The sequence below is a fragment of the Pseudomonas sp. SM4 genome, assembly GCF_051913165.1.
Lineage (GTDB): Bacteria > Pseudomonadota > Gammaproteobacteria > Pseudomonadales > Pseudomonadaceae > Aquipseudomonas.
Map to the genome: position 1 here is coordinate 116,977 of NZ_JBODOE010000012.1, position 15,350 is coordinate 132,326.

At 60.3% G+C, this 15,350-nt stretch carries 15 protein-coding genes; 7 read left to right on the forward strand and 8 right to left on the reverse strand.

Annotation, left to right across the window (positions count from 1 at the left end):
- The first annotated feature begins 103 nt into the window (after positions 1–103).
- Positions 104–2,425, forward strand: a complete 2,322-nt coding sequence (locus ACQ4MY_RS21920) for a response regulator (protein ID WP_440096439.1) — start codon at positions 104–106, stop codon at positions 2,423–2,425.
- On the opposite strand, the gene ACQ4MY_RS21925 is transcribed toward ACQ4MY_RS21920, so the two are convergent.
- The 3 genes from ACQ4MY_RS21925 to msrB all read right to left on the reverse strand — a co-directional run bounded on the left by ACQ4MY_RS21925 (position 2,409) and on the right by msrB (position 3,929).
- The gene (locus tag ACQ4MY_RS21925) at positions 2,409–2,870 is read right to left on the reverse strand and encodes a MarR family winged helix-turn-helix transcriptional regulator (protein ID WP_440096440.1); all 462 of its coding nucleotides are present in this window, start codon (positions 2,868–2,870) and stop codon (positions 2,409–2,411) included. The two genes, ACQ4MY_RS21920 and ACQ4MY_RS21925, sit on opposite strands and share 17 nt — an antisense overlap.
- A complete protein-coding gene (locus ACQ4MY_RS21930) occupies positions 2,867–3,352 on the reverse strand; it encodes a glutathione peroxidase (protein ID WP_440096441.1) in 486 nt (161 codons plus the stop codon). The genes ACQ4MY_RS21925 and ACQ4MY_RS21930 overlap by 4 nt, the downstream gene beginning before the upstream one ends.
- A 181-nt stretch (positions 3,353–3,533) precedes the next feature.
- A complete protein-coding gene (gene msrB, locus ACQ4MY_RS21935) occupies positions 3,534–3,929 on the reverse strand; it encodes a peptide-methionine (R)-S-oxide reductase MsrB (protein ID WP_440096442.1) in 396 nt (131 codons plus the stop codon).
- A 224-nt stretch (positions 3,930–4,153) separates the two neighbouring features.
- On the opposite strand from msrB, the gene ACQ4MY_RS21940 reads away from it, so the two are divergent.
- On the forward strand, positions 4,154–5,365 hold the full coding sequence (locus ACQ4MY_RS21940) for a pyridoxal phosphate-dependent aminotransferase (RefSeq protein ID WP_008079895.1): 1,212 nt from the start codon (positions 4,154–4,156) through the stop codon (positions 5,363–5,365).
- Positions 5,366–5,669: 304 nt separating this feature from the next.
- Entirely contained in the window at positions 5,670–6,557 is an 888-nt protein-coding gene (gene htpX / locus ACQ4MY_RS21945; protein ID WP_008079894.1) for a protease HtpX, read from the forward strand.
- Between the two features lie 84 nt (positions 6,558–6,641).
- Here htpX and ACQ4MY_RS21950 read toward each other — a convergent pair whose 3' ends face one another.
- Positions 6,642–7,076 (reverse strand): DoxX family protein, encoded by a 435-nt coding sequence (locus ACQ4MY_RS21950; protein ID WP_008079893.1) that lies wholly within the window; start codon positions 7,074–7,076, stop codon positions 6,642–6,644.
- A gap of 111 nt (positions 7,077–7,187) precedes the next feature.
- Positions 7,188–8,609, reverse strand: a complete 1,422-nt coding sequence (locus ACQ4MY_RS21955; RefSeq protein WP_008079892.1) for a transglycosylase SLT domain-containing protein — start codon at positions 8,607–8,609, stop codon at positions 7,188–7,190.
- 235 nt (positions 8,610–8,844) lie between these two features.
- Between ACQ4MY_RS21955 and ACQ4MY_RS21960 the strand changes: the two genes are divergently transcribed.
- The 3 genes from ACQ4MY_RS21960 to ACQ4MY_RS21970 all read left to right on the forward strand — a co-directional run bounded on the left by ACQ4MY_RS21960 (position 8,845) and on the right by ACQ4MY_RS21970 (position 11,939).
- Positions 8,845–9,651: a TatD family hydrolase gene (locus ACQ4MY_RS21960; RefSeq protein WP_440096443.1), complete on the forward strand. Its 807-nt coding sequence runs from the start codon at positions 8,845–8,847 to the stop codon at positions 9,649–9,651.
- A 211-nt stretch (positions 9,652–9,862) separates the two neighbouring features.
- On the forward strand, positions 9,863–11,344 hold the full coding sequence (locus ACQ4MY_RS21965) for a methyl-accepting chemotaxis protein (RefSeq protein WP_008079890.1): 1,482 nt from the start codon (positions 9,863–9,865) through the stop codon (positions 11,342–11,344).
- 229 nt (positions 11,345–11,573) lie between these two features.
- Positions 11,574–11,939, forward strand: a complete 366-nt coding sequence (locus ACQ4MY_RS21970) for a terminase (protein WP_440096444.1) — start codon at positions 11,574–11,576, stop codon at positions 11,937–11,939.
- Between the two features lies 1 nt (position 11,940).
- On the opposite strand, the gene ACQ4MY_RS21975 is transcribed toward ACQ4MY_RS21970, so the two are convergent.
- From ACQ4MY_RS21975 to ACQ4MY_RS21985, 3 genes are all read right to left on the reverse strand, one after another.
- A complete protein-coding gene (locus tag ACQ4MY_RS21975; protein WP_440096445.1) occupies positions 11,941–12,735 on the reverse strand; it encodes an acyl-CoA thioesterase in 795 nt (264 codons plus the stop codon).
- A gap of 204 nt (positions 12,736–12,939) precedes the next feature.
- The gene (locus ACQ4MY_RS21980) at positions 12,940–13,707 is read right to left on the reverse strand and encodes a CHAD domain-containing protein (protein ID WP_440096446.1); all 768 of its coding nucleotides are present in this window, start codon (positions 13,705–13,707) and stop codon (positions 12,940–12,942) included.
- 79 nt (positions 13,708–13,786) lie between these two features.
- Positions 13,787–14,065 carry a hypothetical protein gene (locus ACQ4MY_RS21985; RefSeq protein ID WP_008079886.1) on the reverse strand — a complete coding sequence of 93 codons (279 nt, stop codon included), beginning with the start codon at positions 14,063–14,065 and terminating at the stop codon, positions 13,787–13,789.
- A 216-nt stretch (positions 14,066–14,281) separates the two neighbouring features.
- On the opposite strand from ACQ4MY_RS21985, the gene ACQ4MY_RS21990 reads away from it, so the two are divergent.
- Positions 14,282–15,319 carry a patatin-like phospholipase family protein gene (locus tag ACQ4MY_RS21990; RefSeq protein WP_008079885.1) on the forward strand — a complete coding sequence of 346 codons (1,038 nt, stop codon included), beginning with the start codon at positions 14,282–14,284 and terminating at the stop codon, positions 15,317–15,319.
- Positions 15,320–15,350: the final 31 nt, after the last annotated feature.

Here is a 15,350-nt window from a genome sequence, read left to right on the forward strand (position 1 = left end):
CACCGCCTCAGGCCTTGTTACAAGGCGATTCGGGAACCTCGGTAGCCCTACATGATCGACTATGCTTGAGCAGCGAAAGGAAACGGAAGTGGTTCAACACCCCATGGATATCAAATTCACCCACCGGCTGTCATACAAGCAAGCCAAGCTCACTGTGCTGGTCGGGTTCATTCTGGGCACGCTGCTCAGCCTGCTGCAAATCGGCATCGATTATGCCAGCGAAGACGCCTCCATCAACCGTGAAATCCTGTCTTTGCTGGAAATCAGCCACAATCCGGCGTCACGCATCGCCTACAACATCGACGCTGAACTGGCGCAGGAGCTCACGCTCGGCCTGCTGCGCTCACCGGCGATCATCTCCGCGCAACTGACCGACAACAACAATACCGTGCTGGCCAGCGTCAAACGCCCGGAATTGCAAAGCGGCTATCGGGTGATCAGCGATTTTCTGTTCGGCGCCAAGCGCCAGTTCGAGGACCGCCTCTATCTCGATCACTTGCCTGCCGAATCACTGGGTGTCTTGAGCCTGGAAGTCGACACGTATGCTTTCGGCAGTCGCTTTTTGCGCCGTGCGGAAATCACCCTGCTCAACGGTTTTGCCCGCAGCCTGATCCTCACCGGCATTCTGCTCGCGTTGTTCTATGTGATGCTGACCAAGCCGCTGGTGCGGGTGATCCGCGAGCTCAGCGGGCGCGACCCGCGCAGTGCCGAGCCGACCACGCTGGAATGCCCGGGCGGGCACGCCAACGACGAGATTGGCGTGCTGGTCAAGGTCGCCAATCAACAGTTCGAAAACATTGCCACGGAAATCCAGCAGCGGCGCAACGCCGAAAACCGTCTGACCGACTATCTCGGCCAACTGGAAAACATCGTGTCCTCGCGGACCGCCGAACTGAAAGCCATCAATGCCCGGCTCAGCCAGTCCAATCAGGAACTGGAAGTCGCGCGTAGCACCGCGCTCGACATGGCCGAAGCGCGTTCGGCGTTTCTGGCCAACATGAGCCATGAGATCCGTACGCCGCTCAACGGCTTGCTGGGGATGATCGCGCTGTCGCTGGATGGCCCGTTGAATGCCGAGCAGCAGCAACAACTGTCGATTGCCCATGACTCGGGCAAAGTGCTGGTGGAGTTGCTCAACGATATTCTCGACCTGTCGAAATTCGACGCCGGGCAACTGGAGCTTGAGCACATTCCATTCGATCTTGGCTCACTGGTCGAGGACACCGCCAATCTGCTGTCGCAGAACGCGGCGCCGAGTGTCGAACTGACCTGCCTGGTCGATCCGCAATTTCCTGCGCTGGTGCTGGGCGATCCGACCCGGGTGCGGCAGATCGTCAGCAACCTGCTGTCCAACGCGTTGAAATTCACCCGTTTCGGGCGAGTCGACGTGCGTTTGTCAGCGATCAAGGACGGCGTGCGCATCGAAGTCTGCGACACCGGGATCGGCATCGCGCAGGACGCCCAGGTGAAAATCTTCCAGCCGTTCACTCAGGCCGGCGCCGGCATTACCCGTCAGTACGGTGGCACCGGGTTGGGTCTGGCGCTGACCTATAACCTCTGCGAAGCCATGCAGGGGCGGCTGACGATCAGTTCCGAAGCGGGTTTCGGCAGCCAGTTTTGCGCCGAACTGCCGCTGCCCTGCCACACGCGCGCCGTCGCGCCGGCACCGCTGCACGGCAAAGTCCTCGCGATCACTGCGGGCAGCAGTGGCCTGGCCGAGCTACTCAAGAGCTTGTTGCCGGCGTGGGGGCTGGAATATGAGCAGCGCACGATTGACGACTCGCTGCTCGGCCTGAGCCCGGACGTGCTGATCACCGACTGCCCGGAATGCCTGTTCGGCCTGCGCCCGACCCTGAGCGCGCCGATTCTGCTGGTCACGGCCTACGGCAGCTTCCTGCCCAGCGAAGAAGCCGCAGCGCTCGCACCGTTGCAACAACAGGCGCGACCGCTGGCACGCAACGCGCTGTATCAGAACCTGCGCAGAACATTGCAACCGGACGTCACCACGATCAACGACGCGCGCCTTGAAACCTCGCCATCACTGCGACGCGGGCGGGTGCTGCTGGTCGAGGACAACCCGGTCAATCAACTGGTCGCCAAAGGCATGCTCGGCAAACTCGGCTGCGATGTCGTGGTTGCAGCCCACGGTGCCGAAGCGCTGGATCAACTGGAGTTTCACCCATTCGACCTGGTGCTGATGGACTGCAACATGCCGGTGATGGACGGCTACGAAGCCAGCCGGCAGATCCGCCAGAGCGGGCGCTGGCCGAATCTGCCGATTGTCGCGCTGACCGCCAACGCCATGTCCGAGGAGCGCGAGCGTTGCCGGGCCGCCGGCATGAGCGACTACCTGGCCAAACCGTTTCGCCGCGAAGAACTGGCGGCGCTGCTCGATCTGTGGATCCCGACTACGACAGCGCTTTGATTTGCCCCAGCAGATGATCGAGGCCGTCGCGCAAATCGTTGAGCCGATCCAGATCGACGCCGCTGTCACACAGCAATCGGGCCTTGAGCGGCCCGACCTGCTCGCGCAGTGCAAGCCCCGCCGATGTCAGGCTCAGATGCACTTCTCGCTCGTCACGCAGCGAGCGTTGACGCTGCACCAGTTGCAACTGTTGCAGCCGCTTGAGCAGCGGCGTCAGCGTGCCGGAATCCAGCGCCAGCCGCTCGCCCAAGGCCTTGACCGTCGGTTGCCCGGGCGCGCTGTCCTGCCATTCCCACAACACCAGCATCGCCAGGTATTGCGGATAGGTCAGGCCGAGTTGATCGAGCATCGGCTTGTAGGCACGAATTACCGCGCGGGAGGCGGCGTACAACTTGAAGCACAACTGGCTGTCGAGCTTCATTGAATCGACCGACAGGCTGTTCATTTGAGCAGGGCTTCGATCTCGCGACTCAGGTCCTGCGGCTTGGTGGTCGGGGCGAAGCGCTTGACCAACTGGCCGTCCTTGCCGATCAGGAACTTGGTGAAGTTCCACTTGATGCCCTGGGAGCCGAGCACGCCCGGTGCGCGTTTTTTCAGTTGCACAAACAGCGGATGCGCGTCGGCACCGTTGACGTCGATTTTCTTGAACAGCGGGAAGCTGACGCCGAAATTCAGCTCGCAGAATTCACTGATCGCGCCTTCGTTACCTGGTTCCTGCTTGCCGAACTGATTGCACGGAAAGCCCAGCACCATCAGGCCTTGATCCTTGTAGGTCTGCCACAGTTGTTCAAGACCTTTGTATTGCGGGGTGAAACCGCACTTGCTCGCGGTGTTGACGACCAGCACCGCTTTGCCGGCGAAGTCGGCCAGAGTCTTTTGCTCACCCTTGATGGTGGTGCACGGGATGTTCAGCAGGTTGTCGCTCATGGCGTGGTGCTCCGCGTAAAAATCGGGAAAAGCCAAACATAGCGAGCAATTAAATTGTGTGCAATTTAATTAATCAAATCCCCCCCCTGTAGGAGCTGCCGAAGGCTGCGATTTGTTGATCTTGTCTTAAAAACAACATCAACAGATCGCAGCCTTCGGCAGTTCCTACAGGGGATACCGGTTATTCGCGTGGTTCGAGGTTCAGGCACACCGAATTGATGCAATAACGCAGGCCGGTCGGCGGTGGGCCGTCCGGGAAGACGTGGCCCAGGTGCGCATTGCAGCGGGCGCACTTCACTTCCGTGCGGATCATGCCGTGGGTGGTGTCACGGATTTCGGTCATGGCGCTCTCGCCGATCGGCGCGTAGAAGCTCGGCCAGCCACAACCGGAGTCGAACTTGGTCGTGGAATCGAACAACGGTTCATTGCAGCAGATACAGTGATAGACACCGTCGGTTTTGGTGGCGTTGTATTTGCCGGAGAACGGTCGCTCGGTCGCACTGAGGCGGCAAACCTCGTATTGCTGCGGGTCGAGCATGGCTTTCCATTCTTCCAGGGTTTTTTCCAACTTTTCCATCATCACACCTCAGCGGCTGAAAAAGCCCGATCTGTACCTTTTCCACGGATCGGGCGGCACGTATGATTGCGCCTCGTCACGTGCCAGTCTGGCAGCCAGACCGGGCGCATTCAAACGGATTCTGGGCGCTGCGGCTCAAGACCTCCGCCTGTGGCAAGACACAGGAATCCCAGTACGGTTGTCCATCCGCCGTCTGGATCGTTCATTTTCGGGATCACATCGCCATGCAGTTCAGCAAATCGAACAAGCTCGCCAACGTCTGCTACGACATTCGCGGCCCGGTGCTCAAGCACGCCAAACGACTGGAAGAGGAAGGCCAGCGCATCCTCAAGCTGAATATCGGCAACCCGGCGCCGTTTGGTTTCGAGGCGCCGGAGGAAATTCTTCAGGACGTGATCCGCAACCTGCCGACCGCGCAAGGCTACAGCGACTCCAAAGGCCTGTTCAGCGCGCGCAAGGCGGTGATGCAGTACTACCAGCAGAAAAATGTCGAAGGTGTCGGCATCGAAGACATTTACCTGGGCAACGGCGTGTCCGAGCTGATCGTGATGTCGCTGCAGGCGCTGCTCAACAACGGCGACGAAGTACTGGTGCCAGCCCCGGATTATCCGTTGTGGACCGCAGCGGTAAGCCTGGCCGGTGGTAACGCCGTGCATTACCTGTGCGACGAAGGCGCCGACTGGTTCCCGGACCTGGCCGACATCAAGGCCAAGATCACTCCGAACACCAAAGCCATGGTGATCATCAACCCGAACAACCCGACCGGTGCGGTGTATTCGAAGGAAGTGCTGCTGGGCATGCTGGAAATCGCCCGCGCGCACAACCTGGTGGTGTTCTCGGATGAAATCTACGACAAGATTCTCTACGACGATGCCGTGCACATCTGCACCGCGTCGCTGGCGCCGGACCTGCTGTGCCTGACCTTCAACGGCCTGTCGAAGTCCTACCGCGTGGCGGGTTTCCGCTCCGGCTGGATCGCCATCTCCGGGCCGAAACACAATGCCCAGAGCTACATCGAAGGCATCGACATGCTGGCCAACATGCGCCTGTGCGCCAACGTGCCGAGCCAGCATGCGATCCAGACCGCACTCGGCGGCTACCAGAGCATCAATGACCTGGTACTGCCGCAGGGGCGTTTGCTGGAACAGCGCAACCGCACATGGGAATTGCTCAACGACATTCCAGGCGTCAGCTGCGTCAAGCCGATGGGCGCGCTGTATGCGTTCCCACGGATTGACCCGAAGGTCTGCCCGATCCACAACGACGAAAAATTCGTCCTCGACCTGCTGCTCTCCGAGAAGCTGCTGGTGGTGCAAGGCACCGCGTTCAACTGGCCGTGGCCGGATCACTTCCGCGTAGTCACCCTGCCGCGCGTCGATGACCTGGAAATGGCCATCGGCCGCATCGGCAACTTCCTCAAGTCGTACCGCCAGTAATTGGCCAGCAGTGCGCAACGGCCCGAACGTTGCGCACTGTCTGATTCAGCAACACATCTACCTCCCCCGCCCTCACCCGCCTTCTACACTTGCGATTCATACCGCCCACAAACGTCTGACGTAATGGCGGCGGGTCGCGGCTATCTGTCGTCCCTGTCCGTGTCAGCTGTGGGAAATCCACCGCGCAGCGCAGAATCCGCTGTAGGACACAGTTTGAAATAGTCACTCAGTTGAATAGCCCGGTGCAGCACCTTATATACCCCGCAGTACGCTACATCTTTAGCTTGAGGAGATTTCTACAACCATGATGCGCATCCTGCTGTTTTTGGCCACTAACCTGGCGGTCGTGCTGATAGCCAGCATCACCCTGAGCCTGTTCGGCTTCAACGGGTTCATGGCGGCCAACGGGATTGATCTCAATCTCAATCAGCTGCTGGTTTTCTGTGCGGTCTTTGGTTTCGCCGGTTCGTTGTTCTCGCTGTTCATCTCCAAGTGGATGGCGAAGATGAGCACCAGCACTCAGATCATCAGCCAGCCACGGACCCGGCATGAGCAATGGCTGTTGCAAACCGTTGAGCAACTGTCCCGCGAAGCCGGGATCAAGATGCCCGAAGTGGGTATTTTCCCGGCCTACGAGGCCAACGCCTTTGCGACCGGCTGGAACAAGAACGACGCGTTGGTCGCGGTCAGCCAGGGCCTGCTCGAGCGTTTCTCGCCCGATGAAGTGAAAGCCGTGCTGGCCCACGAAATCGGCCACGTCGCCAACGGTGACATGGTTACCCTGGCGCTGATCCAGGGTGTGGTGAACACCTTCGTGATGTTCTTCGCGCGAATCATCGGCAATTTTGTCGACAAGGTGATCTTCAAGAACGAAGAGGGTCAGGGCATTGCCTACTACGTGGCGACCATCTTCGCCGAACTGGTACTGGGCATACTGGCCAGTGCGATCGTCATGTGGTTCTCGCGCAAACGCGAATTCCGCGCTGACGAAGCCGGTGCCCGCCTGGCCGGCACCAGCGCAATGATCGGCGCACTGCAACGCCTGCGCGCTGAACAGGGTCTGCCGGTGCACATGCCCGACACCCTGAATGCGTTCGGCATCAACGGTGGCATCAAGCAGGGTTTCGCTCGCATGTTCATGAGCCACCCGCCGCTGGAAGCGCGTATCGATGCCCTGCGTCGCCGCGGTTGATCTGACGGCGGCAATATCACACAGCAGAAAAACAAAAATGCCCGTATCTCGCGATACGGGCATTTTTTTGTCTGAAGCTGCGGATCAACCAGCGATGGCGCGATCCACCGAGAGTTTGCCAGCGCCTTCGATCAGCACCGCAAGGCTGCCGCCGAGCAGGGCCAGGGCGAATTCGTAACCGTTGTTGGCCATGAACAGACCGTTACCGATGTGCACGGTGAAAATGGCCACCAGCGAAAGAAAGGTCAAACCCAATGCTGCCGGGCGAACCAGCAGGCCGATGATCAGCGCCAGACCGGCAAAGAACTCGGTACCGCCGGCCAGCGTGGCCATGACGTAACCCGGGTGCAGACCGATGCTGTCCATGTATTGCGCGGTCCCCGCCAGACCGTAACCACCGAACAGGCCGAAGAGTTTCTGCGAGCCGTGGGCGGCGAAGATCACGCCGACGGCGATGCGCAGAATGGTCAGACCGTAGCCGGCGCGGGTGAACAGAACCTTGTTGATCAGAGAGCTCATGGGGCATTCCTTGTTTTGCGAGAAGTGATGTGTGTTGGTTGGCCGCTATATTAATCAGTTATTTTCATGTTAAAAGCGCAAATATTCCGCCATAACAATCAGTTTATTTGATCATTTGCGTGAGACAACTTTCTGTCCCCGGGGCTCCAACGACTCTCGCTCCCGGTCGAACGCCAAATAGTATTTGTTCACGCTATTAACATAGCTGACGGCGCCCATTCCCACCTGCTCCATGGCGATGCGCTCGACCTGGAAAAACCATTGATTAGGGTTCAGCCCACGCCTGCGGGCTTCGGCGCGCATGCCCTGGACCCGCTCCGGCCCGATGTTGTACGCGGCCAGGGTGAAGGCCATGCGCTCGCGTTCATTGAGTTTGGGGCTGTTGAAGAACTTGCGCCGGATCATCGCCAGGTATTTGGCCCCGGCCTGCACATTCGCATCGAGATTCTGGATATTGTTGACGCCGACCCGCTGCGCCGCAGACGGAGTGATCTGCATCAGCCCGGTCGGGCCACTGCCGCTGCGCGCATTGGGTTGCAGCGCCGACTCCTTGAACGCCAGCGCCGCCAGGTTGAGCCAGTCCATGTTCTGTGCATCGGCATGTTTTTGCAGGGTCGGGCGCAGTTTTTCCAGACGCTGGCGGTCAGCCTTGGCCAAGGGATAGTGCACCTGATAGAGACGCCGATAGATGCGCAAAAACGCCGCATCTTCGTTGGAAGGCTTTTTGTAGCCGGTCAGGAAGCGGTCGATGCTTGCCCGCAGCATCGACGCATCGCGGCGCACAAACCAGTACTCCTCGCCCGGCTCGCTGATCATCACTTGTCGGTCAAATCGCAATTTCGGCAGGATCTTGCCCCAACGCTCGGCAATCGGTTGCTCGACGATGGTCAGGTGGAAAATACCGCCCTGCACCATCTCCAGGACATCCTCGACCGCCAGCGTCGGGTCGACCCATTCGATCTTGATCGGCGCCAGCTTGTGCAGCGCCAGCTTCTGGTTGATCTGACTGACCGCCTCCCCCGCCGCGCTGCCCGTTGGCAACGCAAGGGTCTTGCCGGCCAATTGTTCGACCTTGGTGTAACGGCGCTCGCCTTTGATGCCCACCAGTACCAACGGCACGTTGCTGGCAATCGGCTCACTGCTGGCCACGGCGAAACCCGCTTGCAGGTCGAGCAATTCACCCGGTGCAACCAGGTCGCCCTCGCCGCGTTGCAGCGCACCGAGCAGTTGATCCTTGGCTTTGGGAATGATCTTGAGGGTGATTTCCTGGCCATCGCGGGCGTGGCCATTGAGGTATTGCTCGAAGGCGCGCAGGCGATGGTATTCGACACCGATGGCCTGGCCCTGGACTTCGCCGGAGCTGTTGCGGCTCTGGTTGACCAGCACGCGCAGGACGCGGCTGCTGCGAATCTCCGAAAGATCACGGACCTTGGTGGCCGGTACTGCCTGCAGCGGCCCGGGCAGGCGCGCAACCGCCGTCATCGGCAGCAGCAACGATCCACACAACAGCAACAAAACCGAGGGACGAATCATCCACTCTCCGGAAAGAATACGGGGTGAGCCCACCGCTGAACGGCGTCAATCACCGACGAAAACAGAGCGCCTGAGCGCTGGCAAAGTGCGAGAGACTGGCACAGTGATGGCAGTTTTGCCAAACCGGGCTGCGTCGCGGCATCAAAAGACAGCTATAACTCGTTGTAGTTCTTGGCTTTTCTTATGAATCTACAGCTCTGGTATGCTTTCCGGCCTTCGGCCCGAGGTAGCAACCATGCAACTCATCGATATCGGCGTCAACCTGACCAACCCAAGTTTCGCCGACAAACACCAGGCCGTGCTTGATCGCGCCTATGCCGCCGAGGTCTGCCAACTGGTGTTGACCGGCACCAGCGTCGAGGGCAGCGAACAGGCGCTGGAGCTGTGTCAGCAACTGGACGACTCTGCACAGCGACTGTTCGCCACTGCCGGTATTCATCCGCATTCGGCCAGTGACTGGAACGCGGACAGTGCCCGGCGTCTGCGCAGTTTGCTGAAGGAAACCAACGTGGTCGCGGTGGGCGAATGCGGGCTGGATTTCAACCGCGATTTCTCGCCGCGCGCGCAGCAGGAAAAGGTTCTTGAAGAACACCTGGCCATGGCCGTCGAACTGCAAATGCCGGTGTTCCTGCACGAGCGCGACGCCAGCCAGCGTCTGCTGGAGATACTCAAAGACTTCCGCGATCAATTGCCGGCCGCTGTGGTGCATTGCTTTACCGGCGAGCAAAAGGCGTTGTTCAGCTACCTCGATCTGGATCTGCACATCGGCATCACCGGCTGGATCTGCGATGAGCGCCGAGGCACGCATTTGCACCCGCTGGTCAAAGAGATCAAGCGTGGGCGATTGATGCTGGAAAGCGATGCGCCGTATTTGCTGCCGCGCACGTTGCGGCCGAAGCCGAAAAACGGTCGCAATGAGCCGGCGTATTTGACTGAAGTGCTGCGTGAGGTGGCCTTGCATCGGGGTGAATCCGAAGCCGATCTGGCGGCGCACACCACTGCTTGCGCTCGCGCGTTTTACAACCTCCCCGTACTCCCCTGACACACCAGAAACTGAATGTCGGAGTGAGCCTGCTCGCGATGGCGGCAGCTCATTCAACATCGCAGTGACTGATCCATCGCCATCGCGAGCAGGCTCACTCCTACAGTGGCAGGATGGGGGTCTTTTGATGTGCATCAAGTTCTTCATATCTGGATAGCGGCACAATGCTGGCACCTTGCCAATGCTGTTTCCGCTATCAGAGAAGACCTCCATGGGTGCCTGGCTTAGCAATATCTCGCTGAAATACAAATTCTGGGCGGTCAACGCGGTCGCCTTTGTCACGACTCTGCTGCTGGTGCTGTACGCCGTGCAGCTCGAGCAGCAGGCGCGCAGTCACGCCTCCAAAGCCTCGGCTCAAGCCCAGGCGCAAATACTCATGGCCTGGCCAGCCGGGCAAGCGTTGCCCAAGGCCGATCACGTGCTGACGTTCAAGCACGGTGAAGCGCCGCGCCTCAACGATCAGCCGCTGCTGGAGATCACCGACAGCCATGGCTGGAACGACATCAACCCAATGCCAGTGTTGGGCGAAAATCCGCTGATGGGCGCTGAAGTGTTCAGCCGCGCCGACGGCCAGCAAGTCGCGGTGATCGCCTATGGCCCAAGCCTGACGCAGGTCTTCGGCGAGCGATTTGCCAACTACGCGGTGGCGGTGTTCATTCTGATGCTGGCGATGCTCGGCGCTTCGCAGTTGCTGATCCGTTTTCTGCTCAGCCAGCTCAACACCTTGAAAGACGTGATGCTGCACGTTGAAAAGAGCGGCGACCTCTCCGCCCGCGTCCCCTTGGTCGGCAAAGATGAGGTCGGGCAGATGGCCAATGCGTTCAACGCGATGCAGGCCGGTTATCAACGCGTGGTCAGCACCGTCGCCAACACGGCGCGGCAACTGGATGTCGGCGCCGCGCGGCTGGCGTCGAGCATGAACGAGGTGCGCCACGGCATGCTCGGCCAGCAAAGTGAAACCGATCAGGCCGCCACAGCGATCAATGAAATGACCGCCACGGTTTACCACATCGCCCAACACGCGGGCGCCACTCGGGATTTGTCGCAGACCGCCGATGGCCTCGCCGGCAGCGGCCAGCAAGTGGTGGCGCGGGTGCAGCATTCGATTGCCGGGCTCTCCAGCGGCGTGCAGCAGACCGCCGAAATGATCCAGCGCCTTGCCGAAGACAGTCAGAAGATCAACGGTGTGGTCGGCGTGATTCACAGCATCGCCGAGCAGACCAACCTTCTGGCCCTCAACGCCGCCATCGAAGCCGCCCGCGCGGGTGAAATGGGCCGTGGTTTTGCCGTGGTCGCCGATGAAGTGCGCAACCTGGCGAAACGCGTGCAGGCCTCGACCGATGAAATCACCACGATGGTGTCGGCATTGCAGGCCGGTACGCGTGATGCGGTGGACTTCATGCAGGAGAGTTCGTACAAGGCCGACGACTGCGTGCAGCAAGCGCAGGAGGCTGGCGCAGCACTGGCGGAAATCACTGGGGCGGTGGCGCAGATGCGCGAAAGCAACACGCAGATTGCCGTCGCGGCAGAGCAGCAGAGCCAGGTCGCCGAGGAAATGAATCGGGCGGTGGTGAGTATTCGTGATGTGACCGAGAACACCGTGCAGCAGACGGTCGATTCGGCGACCACCAGTAATGAACTGGCGACGTTGGCGGGGGAGTTGAGCAAGGCGATTGGGCAGCTGAAACTCTGACGGCCTCATCGCGGGCAAGCCCGCTCCCACAGGTTTCATGGGTGTTCACACAACCGGTGTTCACTGGAGATCACTGTGGGAGCGGGCTTGCCCGCGATGGCGGCATTTGAAACGACATCAAATCCTGCGATGACGCCTATCGCTTCAATAGCCAACCTTGATTCGCCGCCCTCCTTGCCCGGGCCTATTCTTCAGCCATGTGTTCAACAAGGATCGAGGAGTAGTCAACATGGGCAAACGTCACCCCAACCTTCCCGCGTGGCAATGGCGCGCGTACCCGGGCAATCATCAGCATCCGACCAATCTGGTCTTGCACCTGATTGCCGTGCCGCTGTTCATCGTGGCGTTTCTACTGATCGTGTCCGGGGTGTTCAGCCTGAGCCTGGCCAGTGTCGCCATCGGCGTGATCGGTATCGTTGCGGCGCTGGGTCTGCAGCGCCACGGCCACAGCCTGGAGGCGCAAGCCTCCGAGCCGTTCAGTGATCGCAAAGATGCCATATCACGCTTGTTGGTCGAACAGTTTCTGACCTTTCCACGGTTCTTGCTCAGCGGCGGCTGGTGGCGCGCCTGGCGTGAACGTCATCGCCGGCATTGATTCAGGCGAAGATCGTGACAGTCTGGCGGCTCATGGCGATCAACTCGCCTTGCGCACTCCACAGTTTCGCGGCGGCATGTCCGTAGCCGTCAGCGGCGTACTCGGTTTCAACGCGGTACTTGCACCAGTCCAGCGTGTTCAACTCACGTAACGGCTGAACGAATTCGATGGTCCAGGTCAGCGTGCTGCCCATGGCCGGTTTCTTCAGGTGCGGCAGCAACGACGGCGGCCACGCGTCCACCAACGCCAGAATGTGCGACTCGGTGACCGGTTCTTCCTTCACATCCCCACGCAATCGTACCCAACCGCCCATCTCCCGCGACGGATTACCGGTAAACGGCAGACCGCCGATGGTCCAGCGCATGCCCAGGTGACGCATGAATTCCGGCAGCACGCCTTTGATATAGGGCAGTTCCTGACAGTCGTCCCAATGCTTCATCTCAGGGGCCGGCTCTGCGGCAATCGCCACTTCCGAGGGGCGCGAGGCGCCAAAACTGCCTTGTACCAGCGTGACCACCTGGCCGTTCTGCATGGCGCGGCCCAGCACCTGGCTGACCGCTTTGCCTTCGCGCAACACGTCCACTTCAAAACTGACCGGGACTTCGGGCTCGACCGGGCCGACAAAAGTGATCGCCAGCGAACGCACCGGTCGATCCGCCGGCACTCTGGCGCGCATGGCTTCGTATTGCAGCGCGGCGACCAGGCCACCGAAACTGGCACGACCCTGCGCCCATTCGGCGGGAATCGTCACGTGCGGATCACGGCGGACGGCATCGAGCAGATCGCAAAAGCGCATGGCAACCTCAGAAAGCGAGAAAGGAATGCAGGGATCTTAACCAGCCCGGCACAGCACCGCAGCGTCTATTCCGGTCAAATGCGCTGACAGATCAGACACCCTCCCTGTAGGAGCTGCCGAAGGCTGCGATCTTTTGATGTGGTTTTTCAAAGACAAAATCAAAAGATCGCAGCCTTCGGCAGCTCCTACAGGGGTGGAGGTTGCTCAGGATTTGAAGCTGGTGCTGATGAGTTTTTCGAGCACGCGGTCGGCTTTGATTTCGGCCTTGATCATGGTTGCCTGCCATGTCGCGACGCAAGGCTCGAGATCCGCTTCGTGTTCGGCTTTCGCCAGCCACTGCCAGCAGTCGTGCCAGTCGCCCAACGCACCTTGCGCGGACTTCAAGCGTGGCAACGCCGCCTCAGGCAGACGATCAAGCTCAGGATAGGCTTCGATGCCGTAGCGCACGCGCTTGATCAACAGGCGCAGGCGATGACGGTCGTGGGCGGGATCGTGCAAGGCCGCGTCGAGTTTTTTCCATTGTTTGCCGAGGCGTTTTTCGATGCGTTTATCCAGGCCCTTGAGCAAACCCTGGCGCTGCGAGGCGCGCAGAAAGCGTGGAAAGGCGTCGAGAATCATCAACAGCGACGCCACCTCGGCACTCGCCGCCAGCGCCGGGTAGGCCTCGGCCATCTGCACCATGCGCCGTTGCGCGGCTTCGGGCTGACCGTGCTCGAGCAGGTACGCGGCCAGCACTTCACGATCGCGCCACGGCGTGGTCAATTGACCCACCGCCGACGCCGCGTCCTCCAATTGCTCGACACCCGGCAAACCGCGCAATGGCCGCAACAGACTGCGCAGGCGCCGCACCGTGGTGCGCAGATCGTGCAGCGCCTCAGGATCAGTGCGCGCCGTCATCCGCGCCTGACAAGCCAGCAGTCGCACCTCCAGGCTCAGGACATGAGCCACCAAACGGTCAACCAACGCAGACATCACATGCTCCTGATTCAAATGCCCTGGGGGATGAGTCTGGCGGTTCGACCGCGCAGCATCCTTGCTTCAGGTCAGCAGCTTAGCGTCCGGCGCGGGATTCGCGAATGTAGAAGCGCGCCTTCTCGGCTTTACTGCTGCAACCTTCAAAACCCTCGAATTGCTGCTGGGTCTTGGCCGCCGTCAACAACGACAGCGCCTTGGAATAGCTGACGGTGCCGGCAAAACCCTCAGCCTTGGCCAGGTCCAGTTCATGCCAGGCGGCGTCGAGCTGGCTGCCGCAGCTGTCGCGGTACGCGGTCTTGCCGGCGCAACCGGCCAATGCCAGGGCCATCAACGGCACACAGATCCAGGCTTTCATCACTTACACCTCAACGTTAGGTCAACAGTCGTGCAGGTAAGACGGTCAGGCCGGGAAAAAGTGCCTTGCCCGCATGTGAAACTGCGTTGGCGAAAGGATAGCGCTGAAGGGTCACGCCGTTGCGAAAAAACGACGTCACTGGCGCACTGAACGACCTCGGCGATTGAGCCTGCCCGTCGATGGGTGCATTGTGGAACCTTGTCGGGAGGAAGCTGGATGAAAAAGCGTGTCGCACTGGTGCTGGGCTCCGGTGGTGCCCGGGGCTATGCCCATATCGGGGTGATTGAAGAGATTGAAAAACGCGGTTACGACATCGCCTGCATTGCCGGTTGTTCGATGGGCGCAGTGGTCGGCGGGATCTATGCCGCCGGCAAGCTCGACGAATACCGAAACTGGATCGAGAGCCTCGATTACCTCGACGTGTTGCGCCTGGTGGATGTGAGCTTTCGCCTGGGTGCCATTCGTGGCGAAAAGGTCTTCGGGCAGATCCGCAAGATCGTCGGCGAGATCAACATCGAAGACCTGCGCATCCCCTACACCGCCGTCGCCGCCGACCTCACCAATCAGCAGGAAATCTGGTTTCAGGAAGGTTGTCTGCATCAGGCCATGCGCGCCTCGGCGGCAATCCCCAGCCTGTTCACCCCGGTGATGCAAGGCAACCGCATGCTGGTCGATGGCGGCATTCTCAACCCACTGCCGATTGTGCCGGTGGTGTCCAGCCACTGTGACCTGATCATCGCGGTCAACCTCAACTCGACCAACCAGCGCCATTACAAACTGCCGGTGATCCAGCGCCCCGCCGCGTTCCGTTCACGCTTTGACAGCCTGATCAGTTCGCTCGGTTCGAAGATGCCGTTTCGCCGTACACAGGCCGAGCAGTTGCTGAAGCTCGAACAGGAAGCGCTTCGCGCCGAGGCGGCGGACATCAACCCGTGGCTGGAGGGTGTCGAACCGGAAAACCAGCAACCGGCCGCCGCGCCCGAGCGTGAAGGCGCACCGAAATCCGCCACCGGCTCCTTCATTATCGATAACGTCGGACCGGCCTCGTTGCTGGACCTGATCAACCAGAGTTTCGAGGTCATGCAGACATCGCTGGCGCAGTACAAGATCGCAGGGTATCCGCCGGATATCCTGATCAACGTGCCGAAGCGGGTATGCCGGTTTTTCGAGTTCTACAAGGCGCCGGAGTTGATCGCGCTGGGGCGCGAGATTGCCAGCGATACGCTGGATCGGTATGAGAGTGAGCAGGGTTGATACTGCCAACCCTGCGCCAGCGATTGGCGCA